Below are 19,187 nucleotides of genomic sequence, written 5' to 3' on the forward strand. Positions count from 1 at the left end.
AAATGGCACGCGGATGAAACGGATTCGCTTAGCGAAAACGCGGATTTACACGGATTTTTTATTATTCATGTTTTTAAAGTTGATTGTAATCTATTAAACATAAATGACTACAAATCGTACTTAAACTTTGAACAAACATAATTCTGTCTAAAAAAAGGCTTCAATTAATTTCGAAGCCTTTTCATTTTCAATTTCATTTTCCTTTTTCAATTACCCTTTTTTGAAAGACATTGTCAATCCAAACTGGTTAGAAAGGAATAGTTTATTATCCTTTATGGAATAACCCGAATTCGTTCTTAACAGCTGTAAAAACTCGACTTCTTTTTTTGCATCACATTTTTTAGTTTCTGAAGTAAGATTCAAAAACTGAATTTGTTGCTCTCCTTTTGAAAGCAAATTTCCTTTGATTGCATTACATCCTGTTGAACCGGAAAAAGCAGAAGAATTCATTACGATTTTTGGAAGAGTAGAAAAATCCTTTTCAGTAACCAATTTTCCGTTTAAATTCTCTAAAACCCAGGTTTGCTGTAATTTTTTTTCAATTGATGGTTCGTTAGTCGAAGCTGTAGAACTCTTGTCTTTAGCAGATTTACAACTGCAAGCCAATGAAACTACAATAAATAGCATTAAAATCCTTTTCATGTAAAATATTTTTATAAGTTTTATTTTACAAAAATATTCTTGTGCTAAAAGATATTCTAATGCTAAAAGTTATTTTTAAAACAGTTTAAGACATTTTAAATTCGATAATTAGTCTACTTTCTTAAAAACCAAAATCTTTCCGGACGGATTCGAAAGCGTTAGTCGGTTATCACCAATGGAATAAGTCGTTATACTTTGAAGTGCTTTTGTAAACTCCCCTTCTTTATTACCAGGCGCACAAGCCATTCTGGTTGAGATAACCTGAGAAAATCGGAGTAGATCTTTTTCGTAAAAAATATTGCCACTAATTGCATTACAACCTCCGTAACCCATAAACTTATTTTCGGCAGAGTTAATTTCTATTCTGGGAAGCTCTTTTTGAAAATCGGTTATAAAAACTTTGAATCCGTTTAGTTCTTCTAAAACCCAAATATCATGTAAACGATAATCAGTATTATAATTACCACATCCGGTTAATTTTTTAAATTCAAGTTCTGAATTATTTTTTATTTCAATTGAAACTTTATAAGGTGAAATTGCTCCGGACATAGAATTCTGACATTCTAATTGCTGAATTGAAATCGTTGCACTCGATGTTTCATTACTTAATTTGTACATTTTTACGTTAGCATCCATCGCTTTTATAGGCTCACTTGCCTGAAAAACAAGTTTTTCTTTCCCGGGAATTAATGAGGTAAACTCGGTATTTTCATTTCCCATTTTCAATGCCCAAAAAGGTTCGTTTCCGGTTGCTGTGAGATAATATTTCATTTGATCTTCCTGAGTTCCGTATTCAGAAGTCGTTCCACTTACTTCATGATTTTTGCCTGCTGTAGATTTACAACCTATTGTCAAAGACAATAATAGCAATATTGAAAGTATATTTTTCATAAGATTTCTATTAAGAATATTCTTTTTTAACAAAACATATATAAAATTCTTATGAAATTACGACATTTTTTTGAGATTTTTATTTAGAATCTTTTCAAATTTAAAATATTTTCCGTGTCTTCAATTCTTCACAAACCCAAAGTACGTAGACTTTTATGATAAAATACGTAATTCTAAAACTTATCTAAAGATTAAAAATAATTTATTTACGTATTTTAATAAGTATAAATACTTATATTTGCGTAGTAATACTTAATTAAAGAAATCATGATAAGAGTAATAGTAGTTGGAAACGGCATGGTTGGTTATAAATTTTGCGAAAAATTCATTGCAAAATCAGGACATGAAAAGTATCATATTACCGTTTTTGGCGAAGAACCAAGGCGCGCCTACGACAGAGTTCATTTAAGTGAATACTTTGGAGGAAAAACTGCAGATGACTTATCACTCTCAACCAGTGAATGGTACGCAGAAAACAATATTACTCTCAATACCTCTGAATTAATTACAGATATTAACCGATCAGAAAAAACAATACATACATATTTAGAAAAAACGCATACGTACGATTACTTAGTTTTAGCTACAGGATCGTCAGCATTTGTTCCTCCCATTGATGGAGTTGAAAAAGAAGGTGTTTTTGTATACAGAACCATAGAAGATCTGGATGCAATTATGGCTTACGCCAAAAAAATAAAACAAAAAGGTGCTACCGAAGCTGCTGTTTTAGGTGGAGGATTATTAGGTCTTGAAGCGGCAAAAGCAGTTCGTGATTTAGGACTGAATCCTCATGTAGTTGAATTTGCTCCGCGTTTGATGCCGAGACAATTAGACAAAGGCGCGAGCGATATGCTCCAATCTAAAATCGAAGAATTAAATATTGGCATACATCTTAACAAAGCCACACAATATATTGACGGAAAGGAATGTATAACAGGAATGATGTTTGCCGATGATGATTTGTTAAAAGTAGACATGTTGGTTATATCCGCCGGAATTAAACCTCGCGATGAACTGGCTCGTTTTTCAGGACTTGAAGTTGGTTTACGAGGCGGCGTTGTGGTAAACAATCAAATGCAGACATCAGATCCTTCTATTTATGCCATTGGCGAAGTGGCACTCTACAATCAAAACATTTACGGACTTGTTGCTCCGGGTTACGAAATGGCTGATGTTGCTGCCGAGCAAATCTTAAAAGGTTCTAAAACCATGAGAGAAACCATCGATATGTCGACACAATTAAAATTAATTGGTGTTGAAGTGGCGAGTTTTGGTGATCCATTTGTCGAAAATAATGATGTAACGGCGATTATTTACGAAAATAAATTAAGCGGAATCTATAAAAGAATCAACGTTACCAAAGATTCTAAAACCTTATTGGGTGGGATTTTGGTTGGAGATTCCAGCGATTATAATTCCCTTTTTCAGATTTTCAGCAATGCTATGCCTTTGCCAAAAAATCCTGAAGATTTGATTCTGGGTTCAAGAGATGGTTCTGAAGGTTCAAGTTTAGGCAGCGTTTTAGACTTGCCGGATACAGCCGTAATTTGTTCTTGCGAAAATGTTACGAAAGGTTCAATTTGTTGTTCACTTCTTGACGAAACTTGCTCTAATTTTTCAGATGTCGTTAAACATACCAAAGCAACTTCGGGTTGCGGAGGTTGTAAACCAATGGTTTCTGATTTGGTAAAAGCGACTCAGAAATCCCTCGGAAAAGAAGTAAATGATGTTATTTGTGAACATTTTAGCTATAACCGTCAGGAATTATTCGATTTGGTCAAAATTAATAAATACGAGAATTTTTATGACGTTATTGATCATCATGGCAAAGGCGATGGCTGCGAAGTTTGCAAACCTGTTGTAGCTTCTATTTTCTCCAGTATTTACAATGATACGGCCAATAAACACGTAACAACGCAGGATACAAACGATAGGTTTTTGGCTAATATTCAGCGTAATGGAACGTATTCAGTTGTGCCTAGAGTTGCCGGTGGAGAAATTACTGCAGAGAAACTTATCGTAATAGGTGAAGTTGCCAAACAGTTTGATCTTTATACTAAAATTACCGGAGCGCAACGCGTTGATTTATTTGGAGCACATTTGAGTGATTTGCCTAAAATCTGGAAAATCTTAATCGATAATGGTTTTGAAAGTGGTCACGCTTACGGAAAATCGCTTCGTGCCGTAAAAAGCTGCGTTGGAAATGCGTGGTGTCGTTACGGAATGGACGATAGCGCTGGATTTGCGATTAAATTAGAAAACAGATACAAAGGAATTCGTTCTCCGCATAAACTTAAAGGCGGTGTTTCGGCCTGTATTCGCGAATGTGCCGAAGCTCGTGGAAAAGATTTTGGATTAATTGCTGTTGAAGGCGGCTGGAATTTATACATCGCAGGAAACGGTGGCGCAAACCCAAAACACGCTGTTTTATTAGCCGAGAAAATCGACAAAGAAACGGTTATTAAATATCTTGATCGTTTTTTAATGTACTATATCCGCACGGCTGGTCCGCTGATTCGAACTGCGACTTGGTTAGAAAAACTGGACGGTGGTTTAGACTATCTGAAAGAAGTAATCATTGAGGACAGTTTAGGAATCTGCGAAACCTTAGAAGCCGAAATGCAAACATTGGTCAATACTTTTGAATGCGAATGGAAACAAGTATTAGAAAAACCAAGATTACTAAAACGTTTCAATCATTTTGTGAACTCAGAAGAGAAAGACGACAATGTTGTTTTTGTACCCTTAAGAGATCAGAAGGCACCAAAAGCCTGGTCGTAACATTATAAATAATTTTTAAACACATAGAAACATAGTTTATAGGAGTGAAAAAGGTGTTTCACTCAATTTAAATAGACATAGCTATGTGTGAAGAAACGAGTTTCTTTTTTATTTTCTTTCTTCAAACCTATGTTTCTATGTGTTTAAAAAAAATAAGCTCCAAAAAAAAAAAAATCAAATATCAAAAACGTTTGCTGTCTCTTGCCCTCTTTTTTACTGCGCCATCAACTCTCTTGATTGTAAAAAGAGGGATAAGAACAGAAACACAAAAATACTGAAATGGAAGAAATCTTAAATCAATATGAAACAGTTCATGCAAGTGACGCAACAATTTGGTTCAAAGCTGGAAAAGTAGAAGATTTCCCGACGAATCGCGGCGGCTGCATTAAATACAAAAACAAACAAATTGCCGTTTTCAATTTTGCACGACGCAACGAATGGTACGCTTGCCAAAATGCCTGTCCGCATAAAATGGAAATGGTTCTGGCAAGAGGCATGACAGGATCTACGGATGATATCCCGAAAATTGCCTACCCGATGCATAAAAAAACATTCTCTTTGGTTGATGGTTCTAACTTAAATGGCGACGATTTTAAAATTGCAACCTATCCTATTAAAGTTATTGAAAACGAAGTATTTGTTGGTTTTGCGGATTAATTATATCAATTGAACAATTTAAACACATAGAAACATAGATTTTTGAAATCTTAAAAAGGCGTTTTACTAATTCAAACACACATAGCTATGTGTTAGAAACTAGTTTCTTTTTAATTTTCTTTTTCTAAAAAACTAAAAGCCTATGTTTCTATGTGTTTAGAAAAATTAAGCTTTAAAAGTTAATTCCGTATATTTGAAAATCTATTATTTTACCAACAATGACGACACCTTTTCAAAAAGCAAGCGAGTGGATTGACGCCGAAAATGCACAAGATCCGAATATCGAAATCGACCAAAATACAGAATATCCAAAGGAATTATTATATTCGAACAGAATGTATGAAAGACTGATGCAATTCGAGCCTGAAGCATCTGAACAAATTCAGATTGCCTCAAAAGCACAACACATTTGCCGATGGAAAGTAGCGCGAGAATCCTACCCAATGGATCGTGTGGGTTATTTGAGATGGAGAGAAGATCTTAAAAAATTTCATGCTAAAACAACTGGCGAAATTTTAGAAAAAGCAGGATATAATCAGGATTTTATAGATCGGGTTTCTTTTTTAATTGAAAAAAAATTATTGAAGAAAGATGCCGAGACTCAATTACTGGAGGATATTATTTGTCTGGTCTTTTTAGAATATTACTTAGATCCTTTTGTGCACAAACACGATGATGAAAAACTAAAAAATATCATCAAAAAAACCTGGGATAAAATGTCTGACAAAGGACATCAGGAAGCCTTGAAAATTAATTATTCTGAAGAAAATCTAAACTTGATAAAAGCTTCTTTAGGTTTATAATTAGTTTTAAGAAATATTGTCTTCGAATGAAAAAAAGCAATCAGGAAGCTGCAGATAAAATTACTTTCAAAAATTTACGCCGTTGGTATTTTTTTGCACTTTGGACTATTGCTATAACTGTCATTTTAAGTCAGATATTAGTTCAGTACAATTTAAAGCAACAATTAAGCGATTCTAAAATCATCAATATTTCCGGTAAACAAAGAATGTTGAGCCAGAAAATTGTGAAAGAAGTTTTGATTTTGCATTATGTTTCTGACACGGCTTCTCCCAAACAAATTTCACATTTAAAGAGCGTTGTAGAACTTTGGAAAACGACTCAAAATGCATTAGAAAATGGCAGCGATAGTTTGGCTTTTCCAAAAGAAAAAAGCGAAACACTTCGTAAATTATATGCTGAAATCAATCCGATCTTCAATAGTATTACTGAGGCAACTGATTTGTTTCTTTTGAATTTAAAACAAAAGAGTAAAAACGCAGATAATCAAAAACTGGTGCAAACTATTCTAAATAATGAAGGAAATTTTCTTTCGAGAATGAACCAGATTGTAAGTCAATATGATCTTGAAGCGCACGAAAAAGTTACGGAACAACGTAAAATAGAATATTGGATTTTTGCCTTTACCCTATTTGTTTTACTGATGGAATTTTTCTTCATTTTTAAACCAACCAATAAAAAGATCGAAAAATTGATTGCCAAACTTTTATCTTCTGAAAAGAAAGCACTAAAACTCGCTTATGATACTGAAATTATTAGTGAAATAAAGGAAAATTCGGTTAAAGAATTAAAATCTTTGAATTATGCCATGGAAAATACGCTGCTATATTGCCGTATTAATCCTGATGGTTCGATTATTCATATTGGAGAAAAATTTGCCAAACTTATCAATTACACTAAGTTTTCATCAAACAAAAAATTCTCTGAAGTTTTAACAACTGACGAAAAAGAACAACTTAATATTGACCGAATTATTTTCGAAAAACAGCGAAGCGGCTGGACTGGCGAAATTAAAATCATCAACAAAGAAGGACAAACTTTCTGGCTGGATTTATCAATGGTTCCGGTCACAATTAAAAAAGAAGAATCTGAACTTTTAATTATTTGTTTTAACATTACTGAACGTAAAAAAGCACAGCGCGAAGTCGAACGCCTGAATATCGAAAATAGCACAGAAAAAATAAATCAGCAAAAGATAATTTCGAGTAAAATTGTTGAAAATCAGGAAAACGAACAAAACCGAATTGCAAAGGAAATTCATGACGGAATTGGGCAAATGCTGACCGGTTTAAAGTTTAGTTTAGAAAGCATTAATTTAGATGACAAAGAAAAGTCGGCTCAAAAAATTGAATATTTAAAGAAATTATCGCTTCATATTATCAAAGGTGTCCGCACAGCAACTTTCAATTTAATGCCTCCCGAATTGAGTGATCATGGCATTGTATCGTCACTTGCAAAACTCACTCAGGAGCTATCAAAACTAACCGGAAAAGAAATTCTGTTTTACAATAAAACTGATTTCAACCAGCGTTTAGATTCTTTAATCGAAATTAATATTTACCGTTTAACGCAGGAAGCCATCAATAATGCCATAAAATACGCCGAGTCATCGCACATTATTGTACAGCTTTCTCACAGTAATTCTTTGTTGAGTGTTATTATCGATGATAACGGGAAGGGTTTTGATATTAAGGCGGTCGATAAAAAACGAAACAGCGAATCCGGAATGGGATTATTGTTTATGAAAGAAAGAATTCAATACATTAATGGTCGCGTTTTCATCAATTCTATTTTAGGAGAAGGCACTAGAATAACTTTTAATATTCCGATTTAGAAACTAAATTCAAAAACTTTTCAGATTATCAGAGTTTGCCACTCATTATAACATCATCAATTTTCTAATGAAATTTTAATGTTCACTTTAACATTGGATTTTGGAATTTTACAAAATTGAAATTTAATTTTCAAAAATTACGTATATTAGCATCTTCTTTGTAGATGAATATACGTAAAAATCCAAAATAAAATTTAAGTAAATTATGAGTAATATCATTCGTGTAGTACTGGCAGATGATCATGTTTTTGTAAGGGATGGAATTAAATCATTACTGGAAAACGAAGCAAACATCGAGGTTGTAGGTGAAGCAATTGATGGAGCCGATGCTCTTGAAGTTGTTGCATCAAGCAATCCCGATTTACTTATACTAGATATTCGTATGCCTAACTTAACAGGTATCGAGGTAGTAGAAAAACTTAGAAACGAAAATAATAACGTAAAAATCATCATGCTTTCCATGCACGAATCTGAGGAGTACGTTTTGAAATCAATCAAAGCCGGAGCAGATGGTTATTTATTAAAAGGTTCAAGCAAAGAAGAATTTTTAAAGGCATTGCATACCGTAGCTGCGGGTGGTAAATATTTTAGCGGAGACATTTCTTCTATATTAATTAGTCAATTAACGAATTCTTCAAACTCATTTGAACCGAAGCAAAATTTAGGCGAAGAAATGATGATTACTAAAAGAGAAAAAGAAATCCTGACGCTATTATTATACGGAAAAGGAAACAAAGAAATCGCTGAAGCCCTTGAAATTAGTAAACGTACAGCAGAAGTTCATCGTTTTAATTTAATGAAAAAATTAAAAGTAAAGAACCTGATGGAACTATCTAATAAAGCTACAGAATATTCATTATTATAAATTACGTATAAATACGTAATTATTTTTAAAAAACTGCGTTTTAGCATCTTTTAACTAAGTTATAGTACTTATTTTTATCAAAAATATAAGTACTATGAAAACGACAAACGCATTATCACAATCATACAAAATTTTATTTTTGAACACATTGGCTTTTACAGTGTGTTTTGCCTGTTGGACATTAAACGGAGTTTTAGTCACGTTTTTAGTCGATAACGGCATTTTCCATTGGAGCATTGTTCAGGTGGGTTGGTTATTGGGAATCCCAATTCTGACTGGCTCAATCATGCGATTACCAATTGGTATTCTTACTGATAAATTTGGAGGCAAATATGTATTTTCGCTGTTGCTTCTGCTCAGCTCAATTCCGCTATTTTTATTGCCGTTTGCAGATAGCTTTTTTATGTTTGCCTTATTGAGTTTCTTTTTCGGAATGGTGGGGACAAGTTTTGCGGTTGGAATTGGCTACACATCAATTTGGTACCCAAAAGAATGGCAAGGACGTGCTCTGGGAATTTTCGGAATGGGAAATGCCGGCGCAGCAATTACCACTTTTTTAGCGCCTTCATTACTAAATCATTTCTCTGTAAACGATCCTCAAAATGGATGGAAAATACTTCCTGTTATTTACGCTGTAGCTTTGGTAGTTATTGGAATTGCCTTTTTAATTTTTGCAACTAATAAAAAACAGGAAAATAACACCAAAACCGTTTCTCAAATGCTTCACTCCTTAAAATCTGCCAGAGTGTGGCGTTTTGGAGCATATTATTTTTTAGTCTTTGGCTGTTTCGTCGTGTATTCTCAATGGCTTTTACCCAATTTTATGAACGTTTATCAAACAAGTTTGGTGATGGGCGGATTATTCGCTACACTTTTCAGTTTACCTTCTGGCGTTATCAGAGCTTTTGGCGGTTATTTATCGGATAAATTTGGAGCAAGAAAAGTGATGTATTGGGTTTTAAGTTCTTCGGTTATTTTAAGCGCTTTATTAATGATTCCGAAAATGGAAATTACGACAACAGGACCCGGCGTTTTAGCAACTAAAAAAGGAACTGTAACTTCTGTTTCAAATGAAAATATTAAAATTGGAAATACTGATTTTGCAGTTGCTCAAAAGAAAGAAAACAACAATGAAAATGCCATTTTTCCAACCAAAACTTCATGGCAGCAAATTGTAGTGCAACAAAATCAAACCGTTAAGAAAAAAGAATTGCTTGCAAAAGGCATTACAGTTATTAAATTTGATGCTAATATGTGGGTGTTTCTGGTATTAGTAATACTTATAGGAATCTCATGGGGAATAGGAAAAGCTGCCGTTTACAAACATATTCCGGAATATTTCCCTACAGAAGTTGGCGTTGTTGGCGGAATGGTAGGTATGATTGGTGGATTAGGAGGTTTTTTTGGTCCTATAATTTTTGGATATTTGCTCACTGCAACAGGAATGTGGTCAAGTTCATGGATTTTTATCCTGATGTTTTCTGTTGTTTGTTTAATCTGGATGCATTATACCATCACAAAAATTATGAATGAAAAACAACCCATTTTATCAAAAGTAATTGATAGACAATAATTTATTTTAGATTTTTAAGAAATAAATAATAAATATGATTTTTATCACCCTGAAAGACATCTTTTTCTTATAAATTTGCTCCATTATTTAAACAAACCAATTATGAAAAATCTTAAAATAATTCTTGTACTTCTAGTAATAGGATTAGGCTTTGACATTCAGGCACAGGAATTAGATGTGAATTTACAAATAAGACCGCGTTTTGAATATAGAAACGGATATAAATCACTTCTGCCGGAAGGTCAGGAAGGGACTTCGCAAATCTCGCAACGTTCAAGACTAAACTTCAATTACAAACAAGATGAATTGACTGTAAAATTAACATTACAGAACACCAGAACTTGGGGAGATGTTGCAACCACAGCGCTGAATGATAAAAATGGCGTTGCGGTTTTTGAAGCTTGGGCACAATATAATCTGACCGAAAAATGGAGCGCAAGAATGGGTCGCCAGGTACTTTCATATGATAATCAACGTATAATGGGAGAAATGGACTGGGCACAACAAGGTCAAAGCCATGATGCGCTAATGGTTTCTTTTCACCCAAAAAATCATCAGCTTGATATGGGAATTGCTTATAATTCAACTGCCGAAAATAATGTTCAAACCCAATATACGGTAAACAGTTACAAAGCAATGCAATATGCATGGTATCATACAACTGTAAGTGATTTAGGTATTAGTTTTCTTGTTTTGAATACTGGATATGAATATGCTAATCCCGATGCAAAATTGTTAGTAGATTACAAACAGACTTTTGGAACTTACTTAACTTATAAGACTAAAAAAATTGACACTAACTTAAGTTTATACGGTCAAACCGGAAAAAGTAACGATTTGCAAGTTAGCGCGTATAATGCTGCAATAAACTTTGGATATAATATAACCGATTCCTTTAAAGCTGGTCTAGGATATGAATTTTTATCCGGAAAAGATACAAATGATGGCAGTAAAGTTATAAAATCTTTCAACCCAATCTTTGGAACGAACCACGCCTTTAATGGTTATATGGATTATTTTTATGTTGGAAATCACCTGAACAATGTAGGTTTACAAGATGCTTTCTTGAAACTAAACTACAACGTTAACAAATGGCAATTTGCTTTGATTCCGCATGTTTTCTTAGCTGCTGCTGATGTAGTTACGCCTTTAAATGAAAAACTTGATTCGTATTTGGGAACTGAGATTGATGCTACTTTTGGATATACATTTAAAAAAGAAATTGTGGTTACTGGAGGTTATTCTCAAATGTTTGGCTCTAAAACTATGGAATTTATAAAAACCGGAGATGCGGGTCATACTAATAATTGGGCTTGGCTAATGATTTCTGTAAATCCTAGAATATTCAACTGGAAGAAATAGATTTTTTCTAAAATATACATTTATAATTTACCCTTTTTCTCTTTGGAAAAAGGGTATTTTTTTGATTTATTACGAAGACTTTTATTTCCTAATTGGGTATCAGGTTGGAGAATTAGAAACGCTAAATTATCAAACGGAACAATTTGATGCCGTTGCTTTGATTTACGCCCACTTTCCGGCAGAAATTAAATCAGATATTCATAGAACTTTATCAACTTATCTGCGCAAAGGCGGCATTATTATTTTTGAAGCTTTCAGCAAAAAGCATTTAGAATATCTTGCCATAAATGATAAAGTTGGCGGTCCAAAAGATATTGAATCCCTATTTTCTATTGAAGAAATACAATCTGATTTTCCAGATTATGAAATCATTGAATTAGAAGAAAAAGAAATCGAACTGAGTGAAGGCTCATTTCATAACCGAAAAGGTTCAGTAATTCGATTTGTAGGCAAAAAAAGACAGTATTCTTAGCGATCATTTTAACACATAGAGACATAGCTCAACTTTCTTTAAAAGGCATTTCATTTTACAAAACACACATAGCTATGTTTTAAAAATTAAGATTTCCTTCACCATCTCTTCAACATATTAAAAAAACCTATGTTTCTATGTGTTAGAAATTTAAAAATATTTATGTTCCATAATTTCAGAACGTAATTCAGATATATTCAATATCCCAATTCTTTTCCCAACTGTTTTTATCAGCATTTCTTTTTTTAGATTAGAAATGACACGAATTGCCTGTTCCTCTGTAGTTCCGGCAAAATCTGCAATTTCTTTTCTCGAAAGTTCAATGTCAATTAAGTCATTTATTTGTCCAAATTTGCGATGAATATACAATAACAAATCTATCACACGTTCCCGCACATTCATGTGAGCAATTTTCCGAATGTTGTTTTCGCTTTTATTCAATTCATCGGCATAAAAAAGCATTAATGCGTACGTAAATTCAGGAACGTTTTGCAAAATCTCAAACATAGTTTCATTACTAAAATTGCACAAAACGGTATCTTCTAATGCAGAAGCGCCAATTAAGTATTTTTTACTGGTTCCAAATCCGCGAAAACCTATAGTATCTCCGTTTTTAGTTAATCGAACGATTTGTTCACGTCCGTTAATTCCTGTTTTTATTGTTTTTACTTTTCCGCTGCAAATAAAATAAAGTCCTTGAATTGAATCCCCTTCGGTAATAAACTGATTCGATTTTTTACAAACAAAACTCTCTTTTTTTATAACATATTGCTTCATCTTTTCTAAATGTAAATGTTTTTTGATAAAACAATTTTCATTGAGACAACTATAACAAATTGGCTGATCTTCTTTCATGAGTTATAATTATTTGCAGTTAAAAACTAATTTGTTGTTCTCTGTTTATTTTTATCAAAAATAGAAAAATAAATTCAAAAAATAAGTATTATTACGTATAAATACTTATTTTTGTTTAAAGATAAATAAGTGAATTATCTACATTTGAACTAAAATTCGATCAGTAGTACTTAAAAAGAAATGTAAATGCAAAATCCCAAAATTAAAACTACGTGTTCCTATTGTGGCGTTGGCTGTGGCATAATCGTAACCAAAGACGCTAAGGATGGCGTAATGGTAACGGGCGACAAAAACCATCCTGTCAATAAAGGAATGTTATGTTCTAAAGGAATGAATTTGCACTACGTAGTTAACGATACTTCAGACAGGATTTTATATCCGGAAATGCGTGGCAGTAAATCTTACCCGCTGGAACGCGTAAGTTGGGATACAGCATTAGATCGTGCCGCGGCGGTTTTCACTTCTATTATTAAAAAACACGGACCAGACAGCGTTGGTTTTTACATCTCAGGTCAATGTTTAACCGAAGAATATTATTTGGTAAACAAACTTGTAAAAGGATTTTTGAAAACCAATAATATCGATACCAATTCCAGACTTTGCATGAGTTCTGCCGTTGTGGGATATAAAAAAACTTTTGGTGAAGATTCAGTTCCTATTGCTTATGACGATATTGAACTTGCCGATACTTTCCTTATTACAGGCGCAAACCCAGCGTGGTGTCACCCGATTTTATTTAGAAGAATTGAAAAACACAAAGAGAAAAACCCTAAAATAAAAATTATCGTTATTGATCCCAGACGAACAGATACAGCTGCTTTCGCCGATTTGCATTTGCAGATTATTCCCGGATCAGACATTATTTTGTATCATGCCATTGCCAAACGCATTATCGAAAAAGGCCACGTAGATCATGATTTTGTAAAGAATAATGCCGAAAATTTTAAACAATACAAAGACTTAGTTTTAAGCACATCATTAGAAAAAGCGTCTAAGATTTGCGGAATTTCCGTAAACGATATCAAACTTGCAGCGGATATTATTGGCAAAGCAAAAGGATTTATCTCGCTTTGGGCAATGGGATTGAATCAAAGTGCAGTTGGCGTAGATAAAAATACTGCTTTATTGAATTTATCATTATTAACCGGACAAGTAGGAAAACCAGGTTCAGGACCATTTTCATTAACAGGACAACCCAACGCAATGGGCGGACGTGAAGTGGGCGGAATGGCAACACTTTTGGCCGCACACAAAGACATTGCAAATCCTGAACATCGAAAAGAAGTTGCTGATTTTTGGGGCGTTGATGAAATCTCAGACAAACCCGGATTAACCGCAACTGAAATGTTTGATGCATTAGAATCCGGAAAAATGAAAGCCGTATGGATTATCTGCACCAATCCGTTAGTAAGTTTACCCGATTCACGCAGAATCGAAAAAGCCTTGCAAAATGCCAAATTTGTAGTGGTTCAGGATATTTCGCATAATGCAGATACCTCAAAATATGCTGATTTATTATTGCCGGCCGCCGGCTGGTTAGAAAAAGAAGGTACAATGACAAATTCTGAACGTCGAATTTCGTATTTGCCTAAAGGAATTAACGCTCCGGGCGAAGCACTTTCGGATATTGAAATTTTAATTCGCTTTGCTAAAAAAATGAATTTCAACGGTTTTAATTTTAATAGTGCCGAAGAAATTTACAAGGAACATTGCGCTTTGACGAAAAATACAAACATCGATATTTCATTCTTAAATTATCATCGTTTAAAAACCGAAGGCACTTTTCAATGGCCGGTTCCTGATTATGGACATCCTGGAACTCCTCGCCTTTTCACCGATAAAAAATTCTATACTCCATCACAAAAAGCGATTTTTAATTTGCCAACACATATTGAAAATACATCGGAACCACCAAGTCCCCAATTTCCTTTTATTTTAACCACAGGAAGAGTTCGTGATCAATGGCATACGATGACAAAAACCGGAAAAGTCTCCAGATTAATGACGCATACGCCAAGTCCTGTTTTAGAAATCAACCCAATTGATGCTTTCAAAAATGAGATAAAAAATGGCGATATCGTGGTTGTTTCGAGTAAAAACGGAGAAGTTCGGGTAAAAGCAAAAGTGACTGATTCAATAAAAGAAAAAGTAGTTTTCCTGCCCATGCATTGGGGGAAACAACTCGAAAATGATTTGAACCGAACCAATAATTTAACCAATACCGTTGTTGATCCCGTTTCAAAAGAACCTGATTTTAAATACACTACGGTTAATATTAATAAGTATGTAAAACCATTTCAAAAAATTGCAATCGTTGGCGCAGGCGCAGCATCTTTTAGATTCATTCAAAATTATCGCGAATTCAATCAAACCGATGAAATAATTGTTTTTTCGAATGAAGTAAATCCGTTTTACAATCGTGTATTACTTCCGGAATATATGACGGGAGAATTTACCTGGGAGCAATTGCTAAAAGTAAAAGATGGCGAGGCTTTAAACAAGTTGAAAATTACCATGAAAGCGGGCGTTGCCATTACCACAATAGATACAAATCAAAAAACAATAATAGATAATTTAGGCGAAACACACCATTTTGATTCTTTAATCATCGCCACAGGAAGCCGACCTTTTGTTCCTGAAAATGCACAACTTCATCTTCCGGGTCGTTTTACAGTACGCAGAAAAGAAGATGCTGATCGTTTAAAAAAACATCTTGACAGTACTAATTTACCTCCTGAAGAACAGCATGTTGTTATTATTGGTGGAGGATTGTTAGGTTTAGAATTAGCAGCAGCTTTAAAACATAAAAAAGTAAAAACAACTATTATTCAAAGAGCTTCCCGCTTGATGGAACGCCAATTGGATAGAATTTCAAGTAAATTATTGGCTGAGGAAGTTCAGCTTCGTGACATTCAGATTTATTTTGATAATGAAGTCAGTACCGTTTTTGAAACTGATAATCCACACGAAATTGAAATCGCCTTAAAAAGTGGCAGAATCATTACGGCAAATGCTATTGTTTATACCATTGGAACAATCCCAAATATCGAAATTGCCCGTGAAAGCGGTCTTGCCTGCGGACGTGGCGTAAAAGTCAATCAGTATTTACAGACTTCAAATCCTGATATTTTTGCTATTGGAGAAATCGCCGAGTTCAACAATAAATTATTTGGAATCACTTCTGCTGCCGAAGAACAAGCTGATATTTTGGCCAATTTTTTGGCTGGCGATATCAGCAGTTTTTACAAAGGTTCGATTTTAATGAATATTCTAAAACTCGAGGATATTAATCTTTGCAGTATTGGCGATATCGAAATTCCCGAAAACGATGATTCGTATGAAGAAATCATTTTTGCCGATTTGAAAAAACGCTATTACAAAAAGTGTATCGTAAAAGATGATCTTCTTGTGGGTGCAATTTTAATGGGAGATAAAAATGAGTTTGCCGAATTCAAAACCATGATCGAAAGTAAAATCGAATTATCAGACAAACGAAATTTATTACTCAGAGGAAGTTCAACCGCAAAACCTGTTCTGGGAAAATTAGTGTGTTCCTGCAGTCAGGTTGGAGCCGGAAACATCGAAGAAACTATTAAAAGCGGTGTCAATAATTTTACCGATTTATGTAAAAATACAGGAGCCGGATTAGGCTGCGGAAGTTGTAAAACAGAGGTTAAAGAGATTTTAGCGAAGTGTAAATAGTTTACAGTCACAGTTTTCAGTTGACAGTCGCAGTCGCAGTTCACAGTCGCAATATGCTGTGTAAACTAACAGACTGAGACTAAAAACTGTGACCAAACACTGAAACTGAACACTGAAACTGAAAACTGAGACTGAACACTGAGACTGAAAACTGAAAACTAAAAAAATATGGAACTAACAAGACTTATAGTAAAAGGTGGCGTAATCTCCCCTGGAGAATTAAAAGAAGTAGTCAATATGGCTATCGATCAGGGTTTAGATTCGATTTCCTTTGGTTCAAGACAGGATATCATTTTCCCAAAAGGATTTAAAATTTTGGATAAAGAAAAACTAGGCAAACATCATTTTGTTTTTCCGGAACAAAAAAGCGGCAATAATATCGTTTCGTCTTATGTTTCTACAGATGTTTTCAGAAATACCAATTGGCTTACCGGCAATAAGTTTTTATATATTTTAGAGCAATTCAAAGAACAGCCAAGATTAAAAGTCAATATTAATGACCCAAAGCAACAACTGGTTCCGTTGTTTACAGGTCACCTTAATTTTATTGCTTCAGAACATGAAGATTACTGGTATTTATACATTCGTTTACCAAATTGGGAGCGTATGGAGGTATATCCAATTTTAATTTACAGTTGGGATATTGCTCAATTTTATTACGAAATCGAAAAAATAACAGCCGAAGAATCTATTGGTATCGATATGATATTTGCACTTGTAAGCGAAACTTTAGACACCAATAATCGAACAATAGACAAACCATTGAATATTCCGTTTTATCCTTTTCCTTATTACGAAGGCATGAACAGAATGGGAATTGATCAATATTGGCTCGGTTTATATTGGAGAAATAATTTATACGATTTAGAGTTTCTGAAAGAAATGTGCGATCTATGTTTTGATTGCAAAATTGGCAAAATATGTATTACGCCCTGGAAATCCTTCATAATAAAAGGAATCCCAAAAGATCGAAAACTGGAATGGGAGAAGTTTTTAGGCAAAAGAGGAATCAATGTCCGTCATTCATTATTAGAGCTTAACTGGCATTTGCCCGTAGCGATGGATTGGGCGCTAAATCTTAAAACATATCTTGTTAGAACACTTGATCAGTTTGATATCAGTACTTACGGATTAACTTTTGGTTTATCCGAATACAATCGCGACGGACATTATTTTACTTCGATTGTAGTCGAAAAAAATGATTTACCAAAAGATTTGGCTTCTATTAAAATCAGAGATACCTATAATATTCTGTTTGCGAAGAATTTCGATCCTAATACACGTGAATATATTGTACATTCACAAGACATCGACAAACTCGAACTACCAAATATTTTAATTGAATTAAGCCGAAAATATTTCGATGAACTTGGAACTTCTGTTACCGAAACAACAGAGAATCTTCAGAAAAAAGAAAAACAACAATTGGACATTTACCAATGTCAGGAATGCTTAACGCTTTACAAATCAGAATATGGTGATGAAAGCCAGGGAATTCCAAAAGGAATATTGTTTACTGATTTACCTGAAAATTACTGTTGCCCGTTATGCGAATCACCTAAAAACAATTTTAAGATTTTAGAAGTTGTCGTTAATTAAAGACTTAATTACTTAGATGTTAATCAGGAGCTATTTCCAGCTCTCCGCTATATCTTTTATTTTTTAAAGAAAAAAACAAAAGGATATCACTTCGATCTGGGCTAGGACATTCGTTTTCAATAAATCTTTTAAAGTTATAATTTTCAACTCTTTTTATTTATCAGGTATTTACTTCATTTCTCAGCATAATTGTTAAGAGATTTTAGTTTTTAAAATTCGCCAAAAACTTAATCAACTAAAAATAAATAGTTTAACTTTTATTTATCTCGAAAAGCTTAACATTGGCGGACTTGTTTAATGATTATCTTTACTTAACTGTTAATTAACAATTTAGTTACATTGTTAACAAAATCCTTATCAAAAGCGCAATTATTATGGAAAACAACAACGAAGAAATTACACCAAAAGCCGATTTAACAAAACCTGAAAATATTCAGCCTGCTTCAGAAAATAAAGAAGCAAATACACCTCCAGCAAAAACGCCTGTTAAGCCAGTAACTGCTGTAACGCCAAAAGCTGCAACAAAAACTGCAGCTGCAACTACAGTAAAAAGTGCTGCAACTGCTCCGGCTAATAGAACAAGAACTGCTCCGGCAAGAAAAGTAAATCCCGCTGCTATAGAAAAAACCGAAGAAATATCAACTCCAAAAGTAATTATAGGAGAAACGAAAAAAGAAAAAACTTCGAAAAATAAAATCAAGAATTCAGCTGAATCAACAGAAACAAATAATAAGGATAAATCAAAAGATAAAAAGAAGAAAAAAGTGAAAGACAAAGACAAGGAAAAAGAGAAAAAGAAATTAGCTAAGAAAAAAGATCAGGCTAAAAAGGATAAAAAGAAAGAGAAAGCTAAAAAAGCAAAACAAAAAGCTGCCGCTAAGAAAAAAGAAAAAGCGAAAAAAGCTAAGGATAAGGCGAAAGCAAAAAAAATAGCAAAAAAGAAAGCAAAGTCTCAAAAAAAGGCAAAAGCTAAAAAGAAGAAATAATTACGAAAAAAGGTTCGACTTAGTAAGTTGAACCTTTTTTTTGTTTAGAATATTATTATTCGTAAAGTTTGTCATTCTAAAGGAGGAACGAGGAATCTCATCAAAAAAACTCGACAAAGATTGGCAATCTAATTTGCGGAGTTTCTAATGTGATTTCTCCTCTGTCG

General features: G+C 33.7%; 13 protein-coding genes and 1 pseudogene. 11 read left to right on the plus strand and 3 right to left on the minus strand.

All coding sequences use genetic code 11. The annotated features are described in order from the left end of the window. Positions 1-210 precede the first annotated feature (210 nt). Together KHA90_RS10015 and KHA90_RS10020 are read right to left on the minus strand one after the other, a co-directional pair. On the minus strand, positions 211-642 hold the full coding sequence (locus KHA90_RS10015) for an META domain-containing protein (protein ID WP_213298699.1): 432 nt from the start codon (positions 640-642) through the stop codon (positions 211-213). Positions 643-750: 108 nt separating this feature from the next. Continuing rightward, the gene (locus tag KHA90_RS10020; protein ID WP_213298702.1) at positions 751-1,533 is read right to left on the minus strand and encodes an META domain-containing protein; all 783 of its coding nucleotides are present in this window, start codon (positions 1,531-1,533) and stop codon (positions 751-753) included. Positions 1,534-1,800: 267 nt separating this feature from the next. On the opposite strand from KHA90_RS10020, the gene nirB reads away from it, so the two are divergent. From nirB to KHA90_RS10060, 8 genes and pseudogenes are all read left to right on the plus strand, one after another. After that, complete coding sequence (gene nirB / locus KHA90_RS10025; protein WP_213298705.1) at positions 1,801-4,314, plus strand: nitrite reductase large subunit NirB; 2,514 nt, start codon at positions 1,801-1,803, stop codon at positions 4,312-4,314. Positions 4,315-4,593: 279 nt separating this feature from the next. Next, complete coding sequence (gene nirD / locus KHA90_RS10030; RefSeq protein WP_213298708.1) at positions 4,594-4,971, plus strand: nitrite reductase small subunit NirD; 378 nt, start codon at positions 4,594-4,596, stop codon at positions 4,969-4,971. Positions 4,972-5,189: 218 nt separating this feature from the next. Then, on the plus strand, positions 5,190-5,774 hold the full coding sequence (locus KHA90_RS10035) for a DUF4202 domain-containing protein (RefSeq protein ID WP_213298711.1): 585 nt from the start codon (positions 5,190-5,192) through the stop codon (positions 5,772-5,774). A gap of 26 nt (positions 5,775-5,800) precedes the next feature. Then, the gene (locus KHA90_RS10040; RefSeq protein WP_213298714.1) at positions 5,801-7,606 is read left to right on the plus strand and encodes a PAS domain-containing sensor histidine kinase; all 1,806 of its coding nucleotides are present in this window, start codon (positions 5,801-5,803) and stop codon (positions 7,604-7,606) included. Between the two features lie 205 nt (positions 7,607-7,811). Beyond that, positions 7,812-8,471 carry a response regulator transcription factor gene (locus tag KHA90_RS10045; RefSeq protein ID WP_213298717.1) on the plus strand — a complete coding sequence of 220 codons (660 nt, stop codon included), beginning with the start codon at positions 7,812-7,814 and terminating at the stop codon, positions 8,469-8,471. 94 nt (positions 8,472-8,565) lie between these two features. Beyond that, complete coding sequence (locus KHA90_RS10050) at positions 8,566-10,044, plus strand: MFS transporter (RefSeq protein WP_213298720.1); 1,479 nt, start codon at positions 8,566-8,568, stop codon at positions 10,042-10,044. A 102-nt stretch (positions 10,045-10,146) separates the two neighbouring features. Then, positions 10,147-11,406: an alginate export family protein gene (locus tag KHA90_RS10055; protein ID WP_213298723.1), complete on the plus strand. Its 1,260-nt coding sequence runs from the start codon at positions 10,147-10,149 to the stop codon at positions 11,404-11,406. A 91-nt stretch (positions 11,407-11,497) separates the two neighbouring features. After that, positions 11,498-11,878: pseudogene (locus KHA90_RS10060) on the plus strand (SAM-dependent methyltransferase); the annotation flags it as partial. Positions 11,879-12,028: 150 nt separating this feature from the next. Here the strand turns inward: KHA90_RS10060 and KHA90_RS10065 are convergent. Then, positions 12,029-12,733 (minus strand): Crp/Fnr family transcriptional regulator, encoded by a 705-nt coding sequence (locus KHA90_RS10065; protein WP_213298726.1) that lies wholly within the window; start codon positions 12,731-12,733, stop codon positions 12,029-12,031. Positions 12,734-12,919: 186 nt separating this feature from the next. On the opposite strand from KHA90_RS10065, the gene KHA90_RS10070 reads away from it, so the two are divergent. The 3 genes from KHA90_RS10070 to KHA90_RS10080 all read left to right on the plus strand — a co-directional run bounded on the left by KHA90_RS10070 (position 12,920) and on the right by KHA90_RS10080 (position 19,020). Then, positions 12,920-16,435 carry a nitrate reductase gene (locus KHA90_RS10070; RefSeq protein ID WP_213298730.1) on the plus strand — a complete coding sequence of 1,172 codons (3,516 nt, stop codon included), beginning with the start codon at positions 12,920-12,922 and terminating at the stop codon, positions 16,433-16,435. A 168-nt stretch (positions 16,436-16,603) separates the two neighbouring features. After that, on the plus strand, positions 16,604-18,034 hold the full coding sequence (locus tag KHA90_RS10075) for a rubredoxin (RefSeq protein ID WP_213298733.1): 1,431 nt from the start codon (positions 16,604-16,606) through the stop codon (positions 18,032-18,034). A gap of 374 nt (positions 18,035-18,408) precedes the next feature. Further along, positions 18,409-19,020 (plus strand): hypothetical protein, encoded by a 612-nt coding sequence (locus KHA90_RS10080; RefSeq protein WP_213298736.1) that lies wholly within the window; start codon positions 18,409-18,411, stop codon positions 19,018-19,020. Positions 19,021-19,187: the final 167 nt, after the last annotated feature.

The organism is Flavobacterium psychroterrae (assembly GCF_018380615.1).
Taxonomy (GTDB): Bacteria; Bacteroidota; Bacteroidia; order Flavobacteriales; family Flavobacteriaceae; genus Flavobacterium; species Flavobacterium psychroterrae.